This is a genomic window from Arcticibacter svalbardensis MN12-7 (assembly GCF_000403135.1).
GTDB classification, from domain to species: domain Bacteria; phylum Bacteroidota; class Bacteroidia; order Sphingobacteriales; family Sphingobacteriaceae; genus Arcticibacter; species Arcticibacter svalbardensis.
In genome coordinates, this window is the sequence record NZ_AQPN01000103.1 from 31,594 (window position 1) to 48,212 (window position 16,619).

Here is a 16,619-nt window from a genome sequence, read left to right on the forward strand (position 1 = left end):
GCTTAAATCTAAATTAGTCACAATCTAAATTGTTCCATCATGAAAATATTAGTTACTGGTAGTGCGGGTTTTATTGGTTTTCATTTAGTGAAAAGCCTGATAAGGAGAGGTGATGAAGTGATTGGCATTGATAATATAAATGATTATTATGATGTAAACTTGAAATTTGACCGATTGGCAGAGACTGGAATAGATAGATCGGAAATAAGCTATGGGAAGGAGATACGTAGTATAAAGTATGTCAACTATAAATTTATAAAGCTTGATTTAACAGATCAGGATGGTTTAAAAACAATGTTCGAAGCGTATAAATTTGACGTTGTATGCAATCTTGCAGCACAAGCAGGAGTGAGGTACAGTTTAGAAAACCCAAGTGCTTATATCGAATCAAATATTAAGGGCTTTTTAAATATTCTTGAATGTTGCCGGAATCAGCATATTGAACATTTGATTTATGCAAGCTCATCCAGTGTATATGGGTTAAACAGGGTGATGCCTTTTTCCGTAAACCACAATGTAGATCATCCGGTATCCCTGTATGCCGCGTCAAAAAAAAGCAACGAATTGATGGCACACGCATATAGCTATTTGTTTGGCCTTCCCACAACGGCATTGCGCTTTTTTACTGTATATGGACCTTGGGGAAGACCTGATATGGCTTTATTCCTTTTTTCTAAGGCTATTTTAGAGAATAAACCCATCCGGATCTTTAATAACGGGATGATGAAGAGAGACTTTACTTATGTTGATGATATTGTGCAGGGGATTTTGAAGGTAATTGATAAGTCTCCTTCTGGTAATTTAAAATGGGATGGTTTAAATCCAGATCCATCAAGTTCAAAAGCTCCATACCGTGTTTTAAATATTGGAAGAGGGCATTCAGTGAAATTGCTGGACTTTGTTTCTGCAATAGAAAAGAATCTGGGGACCACTGCAGAAAAAGTCTATTGTCCTCTGCAAGAAGGAGATGTGGTAGATACTTGGGCAGATATTAGTAAAATGAAGGACGAATTTAATTACCTGCCTCGGGTAGATATTGAAGAAGGAATCGCTGCATTTTTAGATTGGTACAGAGTGTACTATTCTTATTGCAATCAGGAAGTTGTTGCTTAAATACGTATTTTATGAATTTGCATTTCAAAATATGACAGAAAAATTACATTTTCAAGCTGAAATTCAATTATTTATATTAGAATCTCCCTTTATAAATACAATAAATTTATTTATTTTATATAATTTAATTTTTTTTTAACAGTTTTTAACAAGAAACAATTTTTCCAATTGTTTAGTAACAATATTAATACCCCAATTTTGTTTAATTAAAGCCATTTAAAAATTACATAGATGATAATTTAATTTCTATGCAAATGAAAATTTAGTTTAACTTAATTGCAATTTTCATATTTAATACGAGTTTCTTTAACAAAATTGCTGTTTTTTCCTATTTTTTTTGATGTAACTGTTGCTCTTTATAATTCGTTAAAGAGGCATACATTAATTAAAGATCAGATGAAACCGGAGAACAGCTTAAAAAGAAAAGTTAAAATGTCCACGCTATTACTAGCAATTATTCTATTTACTCAATGTCATAAAAGTAACGAAGATCAGTTAGTTGCAAATGTTAATGAAATCAGTGCAACCTCTACTGCAACTGCTGAAGTTGCAAAAACTTTAGTCCTGTCAAGCGCAACAAAAGACGCTGGGTATGCTTACTATTTGGAACCCAAACTTACAATAACAGGAGACAGCCCTACAAAACCTTCAAATTCTACACTTAAAATATATGAAAACGGAAAACTACTAGGAGCCGCACATTCTTTACATAGAGATATCAGAAATGTAGGAAAAGGTAAATTCAGCCATTGGGATACTGGTTTATACTTCTCATCATCTGACAATAGTGATCCTCGAACTAACGGTAGGACCTATACCTATACCACTGGAACCACAACTGCAGTAGCTGCTCCGGTAGCACAAACACCTCCTGCATCATCAACAGGCAGCTCCCCAATAGGTTTTGCTTCTGTTGATGGATCAACAACAGGTGGTAAAGCTGGCAAAACCATTACGGTGAGTAATTTGAACGATCTTAAAAGGGCTGCTGTATCTTCCGATCCTTTGGTAATTCAAATATCTGGAAGTATTACAGGTACGGGTATGATTGAGGTTAAATCAAATAAAACTTTTATTGGCTTAGAAGGAGCTGTTCTTAACGGAACAGGATTGTCTATCTGGGGTGTAAGCAATGTTATTGTTAAAAACCTAAAGATCAATAAAGTGGTTGGTGCCGACTGTATCACTATTAAAGGTGGTTCAAACCATGTTTGGGTAGACCATTGTGAACTTTGGCAAGACAGAACGCATGGATGGGATTATTATGATGAATTGCTTGAAGTAACCGATCGGTCTGATTATGTAACAATCTCCTGGAATGAATTCCATGATACGAACATTGCGCTGCTCATTGGTAGTGGAGATCAACAAACCACAGATATTGGCCATCTTCGGGTAACACTATACGGGAATTATTTCAAAAACATATCTGAAAGACAACCCTGCACACGGTTCGGTTACATGCATTGCTTCAATAATTATCTTGCCAATGGTAGTGGATATGGAATTGGGGTAACGATGAATGCAACGGTAAGAACCGATAATAACTATTTCGAAGGGCAGCATATCCCGATTTACACCGAATTTAATGCAAAACCAGGTGTAGTCAGTGGAGCAAGTACCAACATTTATAAAAATTGCGGACCTAATATTATATCAACAAGCGCATCAAGCTGGGTGCCTTCTTACGAATATAAATCTGTACTTATTGCTGCTGCTGATGTACCAGCAAAGGTGCTCAGTGAGGCAGGTCCCAATTACTAAAGTATAAAGTAGAAGAATTTATGGAACAAAAAACATTACACGTAAAGTGTAGTGTTTTTTGCTATATAATCATCAACCTCCAAAACGTACACTTACTTTAACCAATATACCTTGAAACCAAAACGAAATAAGATCCTGATTGCTTGCGACTCTTCGCGCTCTTTGCTTGATTTCAGAGGAAAGCTCATGGAAGAGTTATTAGTGAACCATGATGTATGTGTATTTACTCCAAAAATCCATCAAAGCCATGTCAGAAATACACTTGAGCGCTTGGGCATTTCCATCTATGAAAACGATCTGAACGGAAGTAATGTTTCCCTTTTTTCAGATCTCGCTTATATCATTAAGCTGTTCAAATTGATGCGCTCTTTGAAGCCTGATGTATTTTTCCCATATACCTTTAAACCGGTGATCTATGGCACCCTGGTAGCAAACTTTTTCCATGTAAACCGTATCGCTCCCATGCTTACAGGTTTAGGCTATAGCTTTTTGAATACTAATAATAAGAAGCAAATAATCAAGCTAATAACCAAGACCTTGTTAAGGATTAGTTTAAAAGCAAATAACCGAACTTCGCTTATCCTTCAAAACAAAGATGATTATAACACGCTGATTCAGGCTGGAATTATTAACGCAAATCACGCTGCACATATAGTCAATGGCTCTGGTGTCGATCTCTCTCATTATGACTATTCAGAACCTGAACCCAGCAATTTGAACTTTTTAATGATATCCCGATTGATCAATGCAAAAGGAGTGAACGAATATTATGAAGCTGCAACAATAATCCTTCAAGACCACCCCAATGTTCAATTTACATTAATTGGCGCTTACGATCCTAATGTAGATGCCATTGATGCCGTGCTATACAATAAGATCATAAAGGGGAATGTGATCGATTATAAGGGTGAGGTGGACGATGTGAGACCTTTTATCAAGGCCTGTTCTGTTGTCGTTTTACCTTCCTTCTATGGCGAAGGCGTACCTCGATGTATTCTTGAAGGAATGGCGATGGGAAGAGCTGTCATTACCAGTGATTCGGTAGGATGCAGAGAAACGATCAATCTTTCATCCGATCAGCCAAGTGGCTTTTTGGTGCCCATAAAAAATGCAACTTGCTTAGCCGAAAAAATGCTTCATTTTATTCTGAATCCATCACATATCATTTTTTACGGGAAAAATGGAAGAGCATATGCCTTTGAGAAATTTGATGTCCATAAAGTAAACCGCAAAATGCTTCAAATACTGGAAGGTCCTGCTGTTTTTGCCTGAAAAACCAGGACTAATTTATATTTCCTGATTTTATAAAATGCGTATAATGACTAATTCCGTTATTACACAAAAAGAGGAGTGGACAAATTATCTAAACAAATCTTATACTTATGACTTTTGTCATACCTGGCATTACCACTCGCTCAGCAAAATAGGGTATCCTTTGCTCTTTGTTTATCATCAACAGGATGACTTTATTGCTGTGCCCTTGCTCAAGAGATCCATAAAAAGCACTGATCTATTTGATTTAACATCTGTTTATGGTTATTCAGGTCCTGTCTCGAATAAATCATTTAATGCTATTCAAGAAGAGATGATGCTAAATTTCGAGCATTCCTTTAAAGAATTTATGAAGGCTGAGCGTTGCATCTGTGTGTTTTCAAGGTTAAATCCATTTATTGGCCAATCGGCTTTGCTGCAGCGAATTGGGTCTGTTTGCTGTAATGGTAAAACCATATACATGGATCTTCAACAGTCGCTAGAAGAACAAAGAGCTAAATATAATAAGCGATTACTGCGTCAGATCAGGCAGCTAAGAAAAGAAAATTACGAAATAAAAGAGCACGATAGTCAACATGAAATAAAGGTTTTTACCCGGATGTATAAGGAAAATATGGATCGTTTATCCGCATCAAAGGACTACTATTTCGATGAAGACTACTTTTTCAAAATACTTCAAACCAAGGAATTCAACAGTAAACTAGTGCTGGTATATCATGGAACGGAAATGATCTGCGGGGCAGTAATCATATGCTCCATGAATGTGATTCGAAATCATCTATCCGCCACAAACAAAGATTATCTGAAAGAATCGCCAAGTAAACTACTCACAGATGAAATTAGTGTAGTAGGCCGTCAAATGGGAATGAAATACTTTCATCTTGGCGGAGGAGTAGGAGGCAAGGAAGATTCCCTGTTCGCCTTCAAAGCATCTTTCTCCAATCTTTATCTAGACGATCATCTCTGGTGTTTAATTGCTGATCAGGAAGCATACCAATTCTTAGTGAACAAAGGGAAAATAGAAGTCGATAACGGTTATTTCCCTTTGTATCGTACAGTACCCATTTATTAAACCAACAACAAGCCTGATTCATATTATAATGCTCATCTAAGAGCACTGATTTATTGCTGCATAATTTCGCTAACCTGCTTAAATTTTAATCGTAATGGAAAATAAATTTGACTACTCCCAGTCTTCTGTTCCATCCTTTATGCAATCTATTGATGGTTTTGGATGGGTTATTTACGAAAACGTATTAGAGCCCAAATTTATCGATGAGATCAACGATTCACTTGAAGAGGCTTATGAAAAAAGAAGGCAAATTCAGGTAAATAATGGGATTCATAGTAATATGGAAGGCACCCTTCACCATCTCCTGGAAAAGGATAATTTCGGATCCCGCTTTTTAGAAAAAATGTATTTCGATGAAGAGATGAAGGCTTTTCTTGGAGGCAACTATATCTTAAATTCTTTTGGAGGTGTGATGAATTCTAAAAATACAAAACCTTATGTGCAGAACATCCACCGAGATGTCAGGAGCTTTTGGGAAAAGGAAAAAATGATGATTCAGATGATGGTTCTGCTGGACGATTTTACACTGGCTAACGGTGCTACCTATATGTTATCCGGTTCGCATAAAACAGGAGAAAAGCCGGATGAGGAAAAATTCTATCAACATGCCGATAGGGCAGTCGCCAAAAGGGGAAGCATCATTTTATTCGATTCCAATCTATGGCATGCCGCAGGCAAAAATACCACCGAAGGTAACCGGAGAGTTTTAACTCTTGGTTTTACACGTCCTTATTTTAAACAGCAAATGGACTATCCCCGCAGTCTGGGATACGAATATGGAGAAAGTCTGAGTGACAACTTAAGGCAAGTAATAGGCTATAAATCAAGGATACCCGAAAATCTTTATGAGTTTTATCAACCATTAGAAAAACGCATGTATCAACCCGGACAAGGATAATAATCATCTTCATGCGAACTCATCCGAAACGATCAAAGGCAATTGGTGGCTACTTAGAAATGCAACTTCCTAAAGGGGAAGAGTACTACCCATCATTAATTAAGTTAAATACGGGAAGAAATGCCCTGGAATATATATTAAAAGTGAATAAATATTCTTTAATATATATCCCTTATTACACCTGTGAAGTGTTGCTTGAACCAATTAAAAAAAGCAGGATTCCCTATAGCTTCTATACCATTGATCAAAACCTGGATCCTGTAATCGATTTCTATATTGCCCCTACAGAGTGTTTTTTATATACCAATTACTTCGGAATTAAACAGTTAACCGTTCAAAGATTAAGCGGGCAAATGCAAAATCTGGTAATTGATAATTCGCAGGCTTTTTTTTCAGAACCACTAGCCGGTATTGATACCTTTTATTCCTGCAGGAAATTCTTTGGCGTTCCCGATGGCGCCTATTTGCAGAGCAATACCATCAGTAATCTGAAATTTGAAAGAGATGTTTCCTATAACAGAGTGTCACATCTGGTAAAAAGTATTGATTTGGATATAGAGGACGGGTATGAGGACTTTATTGAAAACAATATGGTTCTTACTAACAATCCAATTAAAACGATGTCAGTTCTTACACAATCCATCTTATCCGGGATCGACTATGAAGATTGTGCACGAATCCGAAATCGAAATTTTCGCATTTTACATCAAGCACTTTCTGGAAAAAACAAACTGGTATTAAATCCCGATGACAGTTACGCTCCAATGTCTTATCCGTTTTTAATAGAAAAAAATACGGTACAAAAAAAGCTAATCAACAAAAGAATCTATATCCCAACTTATTGGCCCAATGTCTTAAAGTGGACCACTCCTAAGATGTTCGAAAATTATCTATGTATCCATCTACTTGCGTTACCTATAGATCACCGACTTAATGACAATGATATGAATCGAATAATCAGCTATATAAACCTACTTATATGAACAATTTAATCTACTTGAGAGCACTCCACCAGGATGATGCTAAAACTTCTTATGCCTGGCGCAATAACCCTTTAATATGGGAATTTACCAAGTTTCGAGCGGCACGACACATTACATTTGAGATCGAAAGCGCATGGATCAAAAATGTAATCAATAAGGACAATGAGTACAGGTTTGCAATTTGTATGAAAGAAGACGGACGTTATATAGGAAACGTACAACTCATTGATTTAAAAGAGCACTCAGCGGAATTTCATCTTTTTATTGGCGATGTATCCTATTGGGGAAAGGGTATTGGAAAAGAAGCTACCGATCTGATCCTTCAATACGGGTTTATAAATCTTGGCCTTAAATTTATCTATCTTCAAGTTCATAGAGAAAATTTACCAGCAATGTCTATTTATAAGAAGATTGGTTTTGTAGTGGTTAACAATACCGAAGAGTTTATAGATATGGAAATTCAACGAGAAAGTTATCAAACAGTGATTATTCCCAACGACTTAAGCGATGTTTCAGCCGCTTAATAGCATTCCAAAGCACAAACCATATATAACCATATGATTTCTTTAATTACTGTTTTCCAAAAGAGGGATTGGACAAATTATGTTCAACAATCACTACAGTATGATTTTTACCATACCTGGTATTATCATTCTCTGATCAAAGACGACGAGCCAATCTTATTTGTCTTACATGAAGGAGATGATTTTATAGCCTTTCCTCTGCTAAAAAGGAAGATTCCGAATTCTGATCTCTACGATCTTACTTGTGTTTATGGTTATACCGGCCCTATCTCAAATAGACGGCTTGATGATCTGCCAGCTCAGATGATGGATGATTTTAAATCTGAATTTTTGCACTATCTAAAGGGGGAAAAGATTGTTTCCGTCTTCTCACGCCTGCACCCGTTTTTTCATCAGATTCCCTTAATGAAACATTTTGAAGGCGTTTGCGATAACGGAAAAGTGGTTATTCTCGATCTGCAGTTGCCTTTGGAAGAGCAACGATCAAAATATCAAAAAAGGGTATTAGAAAAAATCAGACAATTGAGAAGGCATGGCTTTGAAGTAAAAGAAGCACACAGTCAACACGATATTAGTGCATTTGTAGCGATTTATACGGAAAATATGATTCGCATAGGAGCGACTGATTTTTACCTCTTTAATGAGGAATACTTCGAAGATCTACTAAGCTCAACTGAATTCGATAGTAAATTACTCATGGTGTACCACAACGGCGAACCTGTATGTGGCTCTGTTATAATATGTACACAAAATATCGTACAAGCACATCTTTTAGGCACACGAACAGACTATTTTAGGGACTCTCCAGCAAAATTACTTACTGATGAAATTAGCATTATAGGTCGCCAGTTGGGCATGCATTACTTCAATCTTGGCGGAGGAGTAGGATTTAAAGAAGACTCTTTGTTTTTATGGAAGTCCGCTTTCTCCAGTAAGTCCCTTGATTTTAAAAGCTGGCGCTATATTGCTGATTTAGAAAAGTACAACGCCTTAGTCAATGAAGCAAACATAGATCCCGAATTAAATGTAGATTATTTCCCCTTATACCGTTATCACAACCCACAGGCAAAACTCTATTCCTGAGGTCAATTTATGTCGTTTATCTTATCGTTATGAAGAAAGTATTATTTTGCGAAAAGGCCTATTCCCGGTGGCTTATTCTATTTATTGATCTTTTTATTATTAACTGGGCATTTTCACTCTCCTATTTCATCACCTATAAATTTCAATACAATGAAATATTTCAGGATGGATTTATTCGTATGCTGGCCTTTTACAATATCGTTTCCTTAATGGTGTTTTTATCCTTGCGTATTCACACTGGAATCATCCGGTATTCGAATACAGAGGACATCTTCCGGATCTTTAAAGCCTTAATGATCAGTAGCGTTTTGTTTTGGGCAGCCAGCAAATTATTCATCATCCCTTATCTGACTCCCGAACTAAAGGTAATTGATGTCATCACTATCCTTAACTTTTTTACCGCTACCTCCTTGCTGATCATTTTAAGGACAGTGGTGAAAGGAATGTTTGCCTACCTCAAGGAGCTGGAATTAGAGAATTGTGAAAATGTATTAATCTATGGATCAGATAAAAAGGCCCTTTTAATTAAACAAGCGTTTGAGTTTTCTCCTGTGAAACATTATCGAATTTTAGGCTTTATTGATAACAACGAAGATCGAATCGATAAATACATTGAGCAGAAAAAAGTCTATTCGCCGCACTCTATTGAGTCACTCCGTCGCAAGTTTGGTATCGAAAAAATGGTGATCATGAACGACTCATTAAATCAGGAGAGTCAGAAGATGGCAGTTGAAACCTGTATCAAACTGGGCATAAAAGTAATCGCTGTTCCCCCATCAACCGAGTGGGTGAATGGAAGACTCAGTTTAAATCAAATCAGGGATCTTAAAATAGAAGATCTTTTGCAACGTGATCCTATCATTCTTCAAAAGGATAATGTTTCCAGGGAGCTTTCAGGCAAACGGATCTTAGTTACCGGAGCAGCAGGCTCTATCGGAGCAGAAATAGTCAGGCAGCTTTTTAGCTATAACCCCGCTTCATTAATTCTCTGCGACCAGGCAGAAACCCCTTTACATGAATTGCAATTGGATATAGAAGATCATTTTCCAGGTCTTAAAGCTACTATCTGCATGGTGAATATCCAAAATGAAAAACGTCTGAGACACCTGTTTTCGACTTATAATCCTCAAATTGTGTTCCATGCCGCCGCATTTAAACATGTGCCCATGATGGAAGGTAATCCTTCAGAAGCCATATTAACCAATGTACTAGGAACAAAAAACCTGGCCGATCTCGCAGTAGAATTTAAAGTGGAAAAGTTTATCATGATCTCTACCGATAAAGCAGTAAACCCTACCAATGTGATGGGTGCGTCAAAATGCCTTGCGGAGATGTATATTCAATCGTTGAATTTCTACCAGTTAAGGACCCATCCTATTGAAGAAATTCTTCAGACACCCGGCTATCAAGCCTCAGCAACCAAGTTTATTACCACCAGATTTGGTAATGTTTTAGGCTCTAATGGATCAGTGGTGCCACGTTTTAAAGAGCAAATAGAAAGGGGCGGACCTGTCACCGTTACCCACCCTGAAATTACCCGGTTTTTCATGACTATACCCGAATCCGTGCAGCTAGTACTCGAAGCATCAGCTATGGGAAAAGGAGGGGAGATTTTTATATTTGATATGGGAAAACCAATCCGGATAGTGGATATGGCGATAAAAATGATTCGCCTTGCAGGCCTATCACCCGATCAGGATATTAAAATTGTATATACCGGTTTAAGGCCGGGAGAGAAACTTTACGAAGAACTTCTGAATAAAGAAGAGCTCGTGATGCCAACTTATCATGCCAAGATTAAAATATCAAAAGGGATGCACTGCCAATTCTCATTTGTAAAGAAATCCATTGACGAATTACTGGTAATAAATCATATGGGTGATGATGTAGCGATGGTAAAAAAGATGAAGGAAATTGTTCCAGGATTTAAAAGCAATAATTCCGTCTACCATGAACTGGATAACCTGGTACTGAATTAAAGCATTAAAGATCCCTGTAGAGTTGTATCTGGAATAGATTTAAAATAAGGGTTTACCCAAAGTTTGCAGGACGCACACAAGTCTGATTTTAAAGTAGGATATTTCTTCTACAAAGAATTGACATATTTGGCATTTATATTTTGAGCGTTAAGTCCTAAAGGAATGATTAGAAAGATCCATAAAAGCCAGCTAAGTGTTTTTTAAGCATGAGGAACGTTTTAGTGTCAAGGAATAAGTTTTACAAATTTCACAAATGTTTCCAACAATAGAAAAAATACACTTTGTTTTTATAGAACTAACCTGATTTTAATATGCTAAATTTATTTTTGCATTTAGTATTTTAAATAGCATAATGAAAACAGGTACTTCAGCAATTCTCATTCTTTTAACAGCTTGCTCTTTACAGGCACAAACAAAGGCACCAGACGATAGCTTTAAGCTCAATCAGATTCAAGTGATTGGATCCCATAACAGTTATAAACAGGCTATTGAACCTGCATTATTCAAACTTATCCAGGCTAAAGATTCAACTAACCGTTTAGGTGGATTACAGTATGAGCATATTGCCATTACTGAGCAGCTTAATATGGGTCTGCGAAACTTGGAAATCGATGTCTATGCTGACAGTAAAGGTGGTAAATATGCACATCCAAAGGGACTGGACTTAGTTAAGCCAGACCAACCCTATGACACAGCAGGTGTGATGAACCAACCCGGATTTAAAGTATTACACGTCCCCGATATTGATTTCAGAAGTTCAAGTCTTACATTTGATGACTGCCTCCAGAAATTGAAGAACTGGTCGAACTCAAATCCAGGCCACATCCCTGTATTTATTACATTAGAACCCAAGGATGGCGAGAAAAACCGTTTTGGAACCACACCCGAAGCTTTTACACCAGCACTATTCGATGAGCTAGACGCCGTAATCCGTGAAAAGTTAGGTATAGATAAACTCATTACACCAGATATGGTAAGAGGCAATTTTAAAACTTTGGAAGAAGCGGTATTAAACGGTAACTGGCCTAATCTTAAACAAGCCAAAGGTAAATTCTTATTTATTCTGGATAACAGTGATAAAAAGCGCGATCTCTATATGCAGGACCATCCCTCATTAAAAGGACGATTAATATTTGTCAATGCTGAACCAGGAAAACCCGAAGCCGCTACACTCTTCAGGAATAATTCAGCAGATCCGACCATTCCAGAACTAGTCACAAAAGGATATATTATCCGTACACGTGCAGATTCAGATACTAAGGAAGCCCGTGCCAATGATTACACCCACTTTAAACAAGCACAAAATTCAGGTGCACAAATTATCACGACTGACTATTATAAGCCAAGTGCTTTTTTCCATTCTCCTTATCATATCATTTTTGAGGATGGTTCTTATGTGCGAAAAAATCATTTATTTGAAAAACTTAACATCAAGTAGGTTAATTAATTAGAACTGATATCCTGCACTTTTCCTGTATCTAAATGAATTAGGAAATGATCAGCAGGAGCATCGTGTAGAAACTTATCCAGGATCTTAAAAAACAGACCCAGCTTCTTTTGGAGCGGGTCTTTTTTTTGCCACTCTGGGTGATTTTCAAAGAAGCATTTCGAAAGTATCTGGTATTGCCTAACACGATCTACCCCAATATCGGCAAGGGCTAATTGATCCGCATTACGAATCCTGTAAAAGTCAGTAATCAGATCTAACCCATTCCACTTCTTAAAAGCAGAGCTTTTTAAACCGAGCTTCATTAACTTGGAATCAACTGTTTTCTCAGCCTTATTCCAAGCTTGTTTATAACGTTCCTTATGCTTTAATATCGTATCAAAAGAAACTGAAAGGTTCATAGTTGCAAGCACCAGCAGGTCATCACCCGAAACAGGCAAGAGGAAATCTTTAAGCACCGGAGGCCAGTCGTCCGGAAGGAAACGCAACCGTACCAGTTCCCTGAGATGGAAATCGGTAAAATCATGATAACTTTTTGTTTGCAGGATGGTGCTATCCCAGATGCCCTGCGCATGCTGACTCTCCAAAAATCGATGCTCCATTCTATAGAGATCAAAAAGATCATCAAACCGTGGTACTTGTGCAATCACGACAGTCTCAACCTCTAAAACCTGATGAGGTCGAATAGTAAGCAATTTGTAGGCAGGAATATAAGCCGCTAAAGAAGGCGTTTGGATGTTAACCAAAGTATTGCCTTTTTGAGAGGTGTAAACACCCGTATCATTAATATGCATATGACCACCAAAATGAACCTTGATCCCCGCATCGGCAAAAGCAAGAGCAACTTCTTGCCTTGGAACACGATCCAGTTGCCATTTACCTGCACCCATCATTTCCTTTATTTCTGGTGATGCCCCATCATTGAAGTCAACCATTGGGTAATGGCTAAAAGCAATTAAAGTCTTACCTTGTTTCCGCGCTTCAGCAGCTATTTTCTGCGTCCATTCAACCAGATGTTTTTTATGCAGCAGCACATTGTTATAACCTAAGTCTGCCTTCGGATAAACATTCCCATCTAATGCCAAAAGCCAAAGACCCTTAACCGGTTCCACTACATAACTCACATCAGGCAATGTACGGCCGGGAGCGACCTCATAAACCCTTTTTTCTAATCCAGCAGCCTGTTTTGCTTTTTCATAGCTATAATCCAACGACGTATAACCACTAAAAGGAGTCGCCCAAAACAGATATTCAGATTTAGGATAAAATCCAAATTCCCGTAACTGATCTGTGATGCCCAGATAGCCCATTTTAGCCAAATCTGGACTTACCACCACAGGAAGTTCATTTAGGCCAGGAATCTCAAACATCCCCATTTTACTATAAATCGCTTGTTTCCTGCCACCCTCACCTAAAAAATCAGATTTCCCTGCATCCTGAGAAAACGGACCAGAAGGATCATGATTGCCAGTAGTGATAAAAAATTCAATCCCATACTTTTCGCTGTACTCTTTCAAAATACCTTTCAGACCCCTGATATGTAGCGGTTGCCCATCATCACTGTAATCACCAGGAAGTGCAACATAATGAATGCCCCGTTTGGCAATATCATCAAGCGCTGCCAGAAAAGCAAAATAATTCTCATTATAGATCCTGGTTGAATGTAACTGTGCATCCATCGTTCTCAGCAGCGTGTACTTTCCGGTTTTAGGATTAAGTACCCCTTTGAAGTCGCTGCCTTTCAGTTCGCCATACAAATCCTGTAAATGAACGTCAGCCAAAAAAGCCACCTGCAGGGGCGCAGGAGCTGTCTGTGCTTGCAATGATGAACAAAACAAGCCAAGCACTATAAAGAGATAACCAAAAATATAGTTCATGTACTGCAAAAATGCCTAAAATTAACTAAAATCGGATTATTTCTTTGTTAACTGAACATAATGCTTATCGATATGCACATAAACTCATTGAATATTTAATTTAAACATAACCTTCAACTAACATCCAGGCTACATCTCTTTTATTTCTTTATGGCATAAAATCCTACCTTTAATGAGAGATAATAAATTCAAGATCATATATACTCAGTATTGGGAAAAATTATATGCCTTTTGTTTTAAAATGACGCATGACGAACATCTTTCTCAAAACATTGTGCAGGATGTTTTTACCGATCTTTGGGAAAGAATCAACGATCTTCAGATCTTATCCATAGAAAGCTATTTATTCAGGGCAGTAAAAAATCAGGTGTTTAAAGAGTATAGGAAAAAACAGTTTGATACCACTACAATTGACACTGAATTTGAAGATTACCTGATTGAAAACCTAACGGCCATCGATACTGAACTCGTGGACAAGCTCTATAACCTACTAGATAAACTCCCTGCAAAAAGGAAAGAGATCTTGATGATGAACAAGCTGGATGAAATGGATATTGATCAGATAGCCAACAAACTTAATCTCTCTAAACAAACCGTCAAGAACCAGATTACATCAGGATTAAAGCAGTTAAAGGTCCATGCCGGAGAAATCATACTCATGTTTTTGTTTATCGATTCTTTATGAATATCATAGAAGCTTACAATTCCGCTAGCAAACATGGTCAACGACCCATCTTCAAGTTTTGGCCACAATTCCTTTGGTCTATCCCCGTACAACTCTACACCGTTATTATCAGGGTCTCCCAAATACAGCGCTTCTGATACGCCTTGATCAGAAGCACCTATATTCGGATATTTTGCATCCAGTAACCTCTCACACCACTAGTAAGCGGATCGCCACCAACTCCAAAATCCACACGGTTAATAAATCCGCTAAGTGTAAATCCTGCTGCTGGTTTTTTCATTGCAGAGATCGCTGTACCAATGAGTATCAAATCTGGTAGATCTATATTACTATAACAAAATCCTTAATTCATGTAGTTTTCATGTTGATATAATTGGTGGTTACAGGACGGTCAGCTGCTTCATATTTGTTACTTTTTTCATAATAAGAGTTTTTGCTGCTTACTTAATATAGATTGGACCTTCTCATTTGCTGATTATAATATAATCTTCACCTACAAATGGAATTGAACCATAAAGCGGTAATAGCTTGCCGGTTAAGGTCACTTTAATGCACTGTTTATTCTGAACTGTCCCTAGCGTCTTCAATAACTGCTGGTTATCAAATAGAAACTCCAGATCTTTACTTCCGTCCGGTGGAAGGGTAGAGCATGTACTGCAATCGGTAACAGTGCCTGCATAAGGAGCTGTTTTGTCAATTATCCTTGATTTTTTAAAAGAAATCCCATTCAGCTTCACAGAAGAAAGATCAACCTGATTAATATCGAAAGTTGATGTACCCAAGATGGCAGCTTCTTCCGCACCAGTACTTGAAGCCAGGAGCGTATTCGGGCAACGAAGCGGTCTGTAATCAAAATTCACTTTAATTGGAGAAGGAGGAAGGACTACCCCTCTGGGAAAATTGAATGCCGCAACTACAAGGCTATAACAATCTTCAAAATCTGAAGAAGCCACGTTAATATAACTTATACCCCGACTAAGTGAAGGAGTTATGTCAATAGGTACTACATCCCAGTACAAACCTCCGGGAACTGATTTTCCATCAAATAAATGTGAAGTTACCTGCGCCCCTGGTAGCCCTATTCCATTTATAACCAAAGGGCCGTCCTCAGCAGGTTGCCCATCAGCTACATGTAATGACATCATTACTTTTCCTGAGGTGTAATTTATACCGGATAATGTAAAATTCCAACCTGTAGCATCCACGGGCGCATTCGGAATTCTAGGATATCCGGGGAAATATGTAAGGGCATCATTCCCTTCAAATAAAATAATATCCCGGTTGTTGCTGCTGTTTCCATCTGAATAAAACAGGATTAATGAAGCTCCGTTTGGATTCAGGTCACTTAAAGGCTGAGCATTGAACGTGAAAGTTCGTGAACTTGCCGATTTGACGATATTCGTCACATCGGCACGATGGGACTGACTTTGGTAATATGGCCAGCAATTGGACGATGATATACCGATAGGGGTTCCAACAACTCCGGTTGAATTAAAGGTAACTTTTGAGGTCCATATCGGTTTATCTACCTCCGTAGAATTTGATAACCCGTTCCAATAAAGATAAGCCTTGGTCACATTAACTAGTGGAAAAGTTCCGGTTACCCGGATTTGTCCGTTACCCACATCTCTTAATCCTCCAACACCTACAGATAAATAATCGGTATTATAAAAAGTATTGAAGTAATGTATGGGTCCGTTATCCGCGTTAATCTGAGCTTTACTCTGCGTCCTGTTTTTAATCTCACAATCGACACATCCAGACTTTGTTCCATATCCGTTAGCAAGCTTAATTTTCTTTTCCACAGATGAAACAGAATCAACACTATTTGCGTCTTTCGTTTTTTTACAGCCGAAGATGAGTAAACCTGAGAAGATCAGGATGGTTAGCTGTTTTGTAATTTGTCTTGTTTTCATGTTAAT

Annotated in this window: 14 protein-coding genes; 11 read left to right on the forward strand and 3 right to left on the reverse strand. The window is 37.8% G+C overall.

Features of this window, described 5'->3' with window-relative positions:
* Positions 1 to 39: 39 nt before the first annotated feature.
* From ADIARSV_RS13910 to ADIARSV_RS13955, 10 genes are all read left to right on the forward strand, one after another.
* Positions 40 to 1,113, forward strand: a complete 1,074-nt coding sequence (locus ADIARSV_RS13910) for an NAD-dependent epimerase (RefSeq protein WP_016196210.1) — start codon at positions 40 to 42, stop codon at positions 1,111 to 1,113.
* A 396-nt stretch (positions 1,114 to 1,509) separates the two neighbouring features.
* A complete protein-coding gene (locus ADIARSV_RS13915) occupies positions 1,510 to 2,877 on the forward strand; it encodes a pectate lyase family protein (protein WP_016196211.1) in 1,368 nt (455 codons plus the stop codon).
* A 111-nt stretch (positions 2,878 to 2,988) separates the two neighbouring features.
* Positions 2,989 to 4,149, forward strand: coding sequence for a glycosyltransferase family 4 protein (locus ADIARSV_RS13920; protein WP_016196212.1), 1,161 nt, complete (start codon positions 2,989 to 2,991; stop codon positions 4,147 to 4,149).
* Between the two features lie 46 nt (positions 4,150 to 4,195).
* Positions 4,196 to 5,221: a GNAT family N-acetyltransferase gene (locus tag ADIARSV_RS13925; RefSeq protein WP_016196213.1), complete on the forward strand. Its 1,026-nt coding sequence runs from the start codon at positions 4,196 to 4,198 to the stop codon at positions 5,219 to 5,221.
* Between the two features lie 94 nt (positions 5,222 to 5,315).
* A complete protein-coding gene (locus ADIARSV_RS13930; RefSeq protein WP_016196214.1) occupies positions 5,316 to 6,119 on the forward strand; it encodes a phytanoyl-CoA dioxygenase family protein in 804 nt (267 codons plus the stop codon).
* An 11-nt stretch (positions 6,120 to 6,130) separates the two neighbouring features.
* On the forward strand, positions 6,131 to 7,102 hold the full coding sequence (locus ADIARSV_RS13935; RefSeq protein ID WP_016196215.1) for a hypothetical protein: 972 nt from the start codon (positions 6,131 to 6,133) through the stop codon (positions 7,100 to 7,102).
* Positions 7,099 to 7,626 carry a GNAT family N-acetyltransferase gene (locus ADIARSV_RS13940; RefSeq protein WP_016196216.1) on the forward strand — a complete coding sequence of 176 codons (528 nt, stop codon included), beginning with the start codon at positions 7,099 to 7,101 and terminating at the stop codon, positions 7,624 to 7,626. Before ADIARSV_RS13935 ends, ADIARSV_RS13940 begins: the two co-directional genes overlap by 4 nt.
* 33 nt (positions 7,627 to 7,659) lie before the next feature.
* Positions 7,660 to 8,709: a GNAT family N-acetyltransferase gene (locus tag ADIARSV_RS13945; protein WP_016196217.1), complete on the forward strand. Its 1,050-nt coding sequence runs from the start codon at positions 7,660 to 7,662 to the stop codon at positions 8,707 to 8,709.
* Positions 8,710 to 8,738: 29 nt separating this feature from the next.
* Positions 8,739 to 10,688: a polysaccharide biosynthesis protein gene (locus ADIARSV_RS13950; protein ID WP_016196218.1), complete on the forward strand. Its 1,950-nt coding sequence runs from the start codon at positions 8,739 to 8,741 to the stop codon at positions 10,686 to 10,688.
* A 352-nt stretch (positions 10,689 to 11,040) separates the two neighbouring features.
* Positions 11,041 to 12,126, forward strand: a complete 1,086-nt coding sequence (locus ADIARSV_RS13955) for a phosphatidylinositol-specific phospholipase C1-like protein (RefSeq protein WP_016196219.1) — start codon at positions 11,041 to 11,043, stop codon at positions 12,124 to 12,126.
* A 5-nt stretch (positions 12,127 to 12,131) separates the two neighbouring features.
* On the opposite strand, the gene ADIARSV_RS13960 is transcribed toward ADIARSV_RS13955, so the two are convergent.
* On the reverse strand, positions 12,132 to 14,012 hold the full coding sequence (locus tag ADIARSV_RS13960) for a metallophosphoesterase family protein (RefSeq protein WP_016196220.1): 1,881 nt from the start codon (positions 14,010 to 14,012) through the stop codon (positions 12,132 to 12,134).
* A gap of 172 nt (positions 14,013 to 14,184) precedes the next feature.
* On the opposite strand from ADIARSV_RS13960, the gene ADIARSV_RS13965 reads away from it, so the two are divergent.
* Positions 14,185 to 14,697 carry an RNA polymerase sigma factor gene (locus ADIARSV_RS13965; protein WP_016196221.1) on the forward strand — a complete coding sequence of 171 codons (513 nt, stop codon included), beginning with the start codon at positions 14,185 to 14,187 and terminating at the stop codon, positions 14,695 to 14,697.
* A gap of 157 nt (positions 14,698 to 14,854) precedes the next feature.
* Here the strand turns inward: ADIARSV_RS13965 and ADIARSV_RS22635 are convergent, their stop codons facing one another.
* Together ADIARSV_RS22635 and ADIARSV_RS13970 are read right to left on the reverse strand one after the other, a co-directional pair.
* Entirely contained in the window at positions 14,855 to 15,007 is a 153-nt protein-coding gene (locus ADIARSV_RS22635) for a hypothetical protein (RefSeq protein WP_016196222.1), read from the reverse strand.
* A 154-nt stretch (positions 15,008 to 15,161) separates the two neighbouring features.
* Positions 15,162 to 16,613 carry a DUF3344 domain-containing protein gene (locus tag ADIARSV_RS13970; protein ID WP_016196223.1) on the reverse strand — a complete coding sequence of 484 codons (1,452 nt, stop codon included), beginning with the start codon at positions 16,611 to 16,613 and terminating at the stop codon, positions 15,162 to 15,164.
* Positions 16,614 to 16,619: the final 6 nt, after the last annotated feature.

Excerpts from the sequence above, each read along its gene's own strand:
- ADIARSV_RS13910 (WP_016196210.1), top strand. The coding sequence starts at position 40 with ATGAAAATATTAGTTACTGGTAGTGCGGGTTTTATTGGTTTTCATTTA.
- ADIARSV_RS13915 (WP_016196211.1), top strand. The coding sequence starts at position 1,510 with ATGAAACCGGAGAACAGCTTAAAAAGAAAAGTTAAAATGTCCACGCTA.
- ADIARSV_RS13925 (WP_016196213.1), top strand. The coding sequence starts at position 4,196 with ATGACTAATTCCGTTATTACACAAAAAGAGGAGTGGACAAATTATCTA.
- ADIARSV_RS13930 (WP_016196214.1), top strand. The coding sequence starts at position 5,316 with ATGGAAAATAAATTTGACTACTCCCAGTCTTCTGTTCCATCCTTTATG.
- ADIARSV_RS13935 (WP_016196215.1), top strand. The coding sequence starts at position 6,131 with ATGCGAACTCATCCGAAACGATCAAAGGCAATTGGTGGCTACTTAGAA.
- ADIARSV_RS13940 (WP_016196216.1), top strand. The coding sequence starts at position 7,099 with ATGAACAATTTAATCTACTTGAGAGCACTCCACCAGGATGATGCTAAA.
- ADIARSV_RS13945 (WP_016196217.1), top strand. The coding sequence starts at position 7,660 with ATGATTTCTTTAATTACTGTTTTCCAAAAGAGGGATTGGACAAATTAT.
- ADIARSV_RS13950 (WP_016196218.1), top strand. The coding sequence starts at position 8,739 with ATGAAGAAAGTATTATTTTGCGAAAAGGCCTATTCCCGGTGGCTTATT.
- ADIARSV_RS13955 (WP_016196219.1), top strand. The coding sequence starts at position 11,041 with ATGAAAACAGGTACTTCAGCAATTCTCATTCTTTTAACAGCTTGCTCT.
- ADIARSV_RS13960 (WP_016196220.1), bottom strand. The coding sequence starts at position 14,012 with ATGAACTATATTTTTGGTTATCTCTTTATAGTGCTTGGCTTGTTTTGT.
- ADIARSV_RS13965 (WP_016196221.1), top strand. The coding sequence starts at position 14,185 with ATGAGAGATAATAAATTCAAGATCATATATACTCAGTATTGGGAAAAA.
- ADIARSV_RS13970 (WP_016196223.1), bottom strand. The coding sequence starts at position 16,613 with ATGAAAACAAGACAAATTACAAAACAGCTAACCATCCTGATCTTCTCA.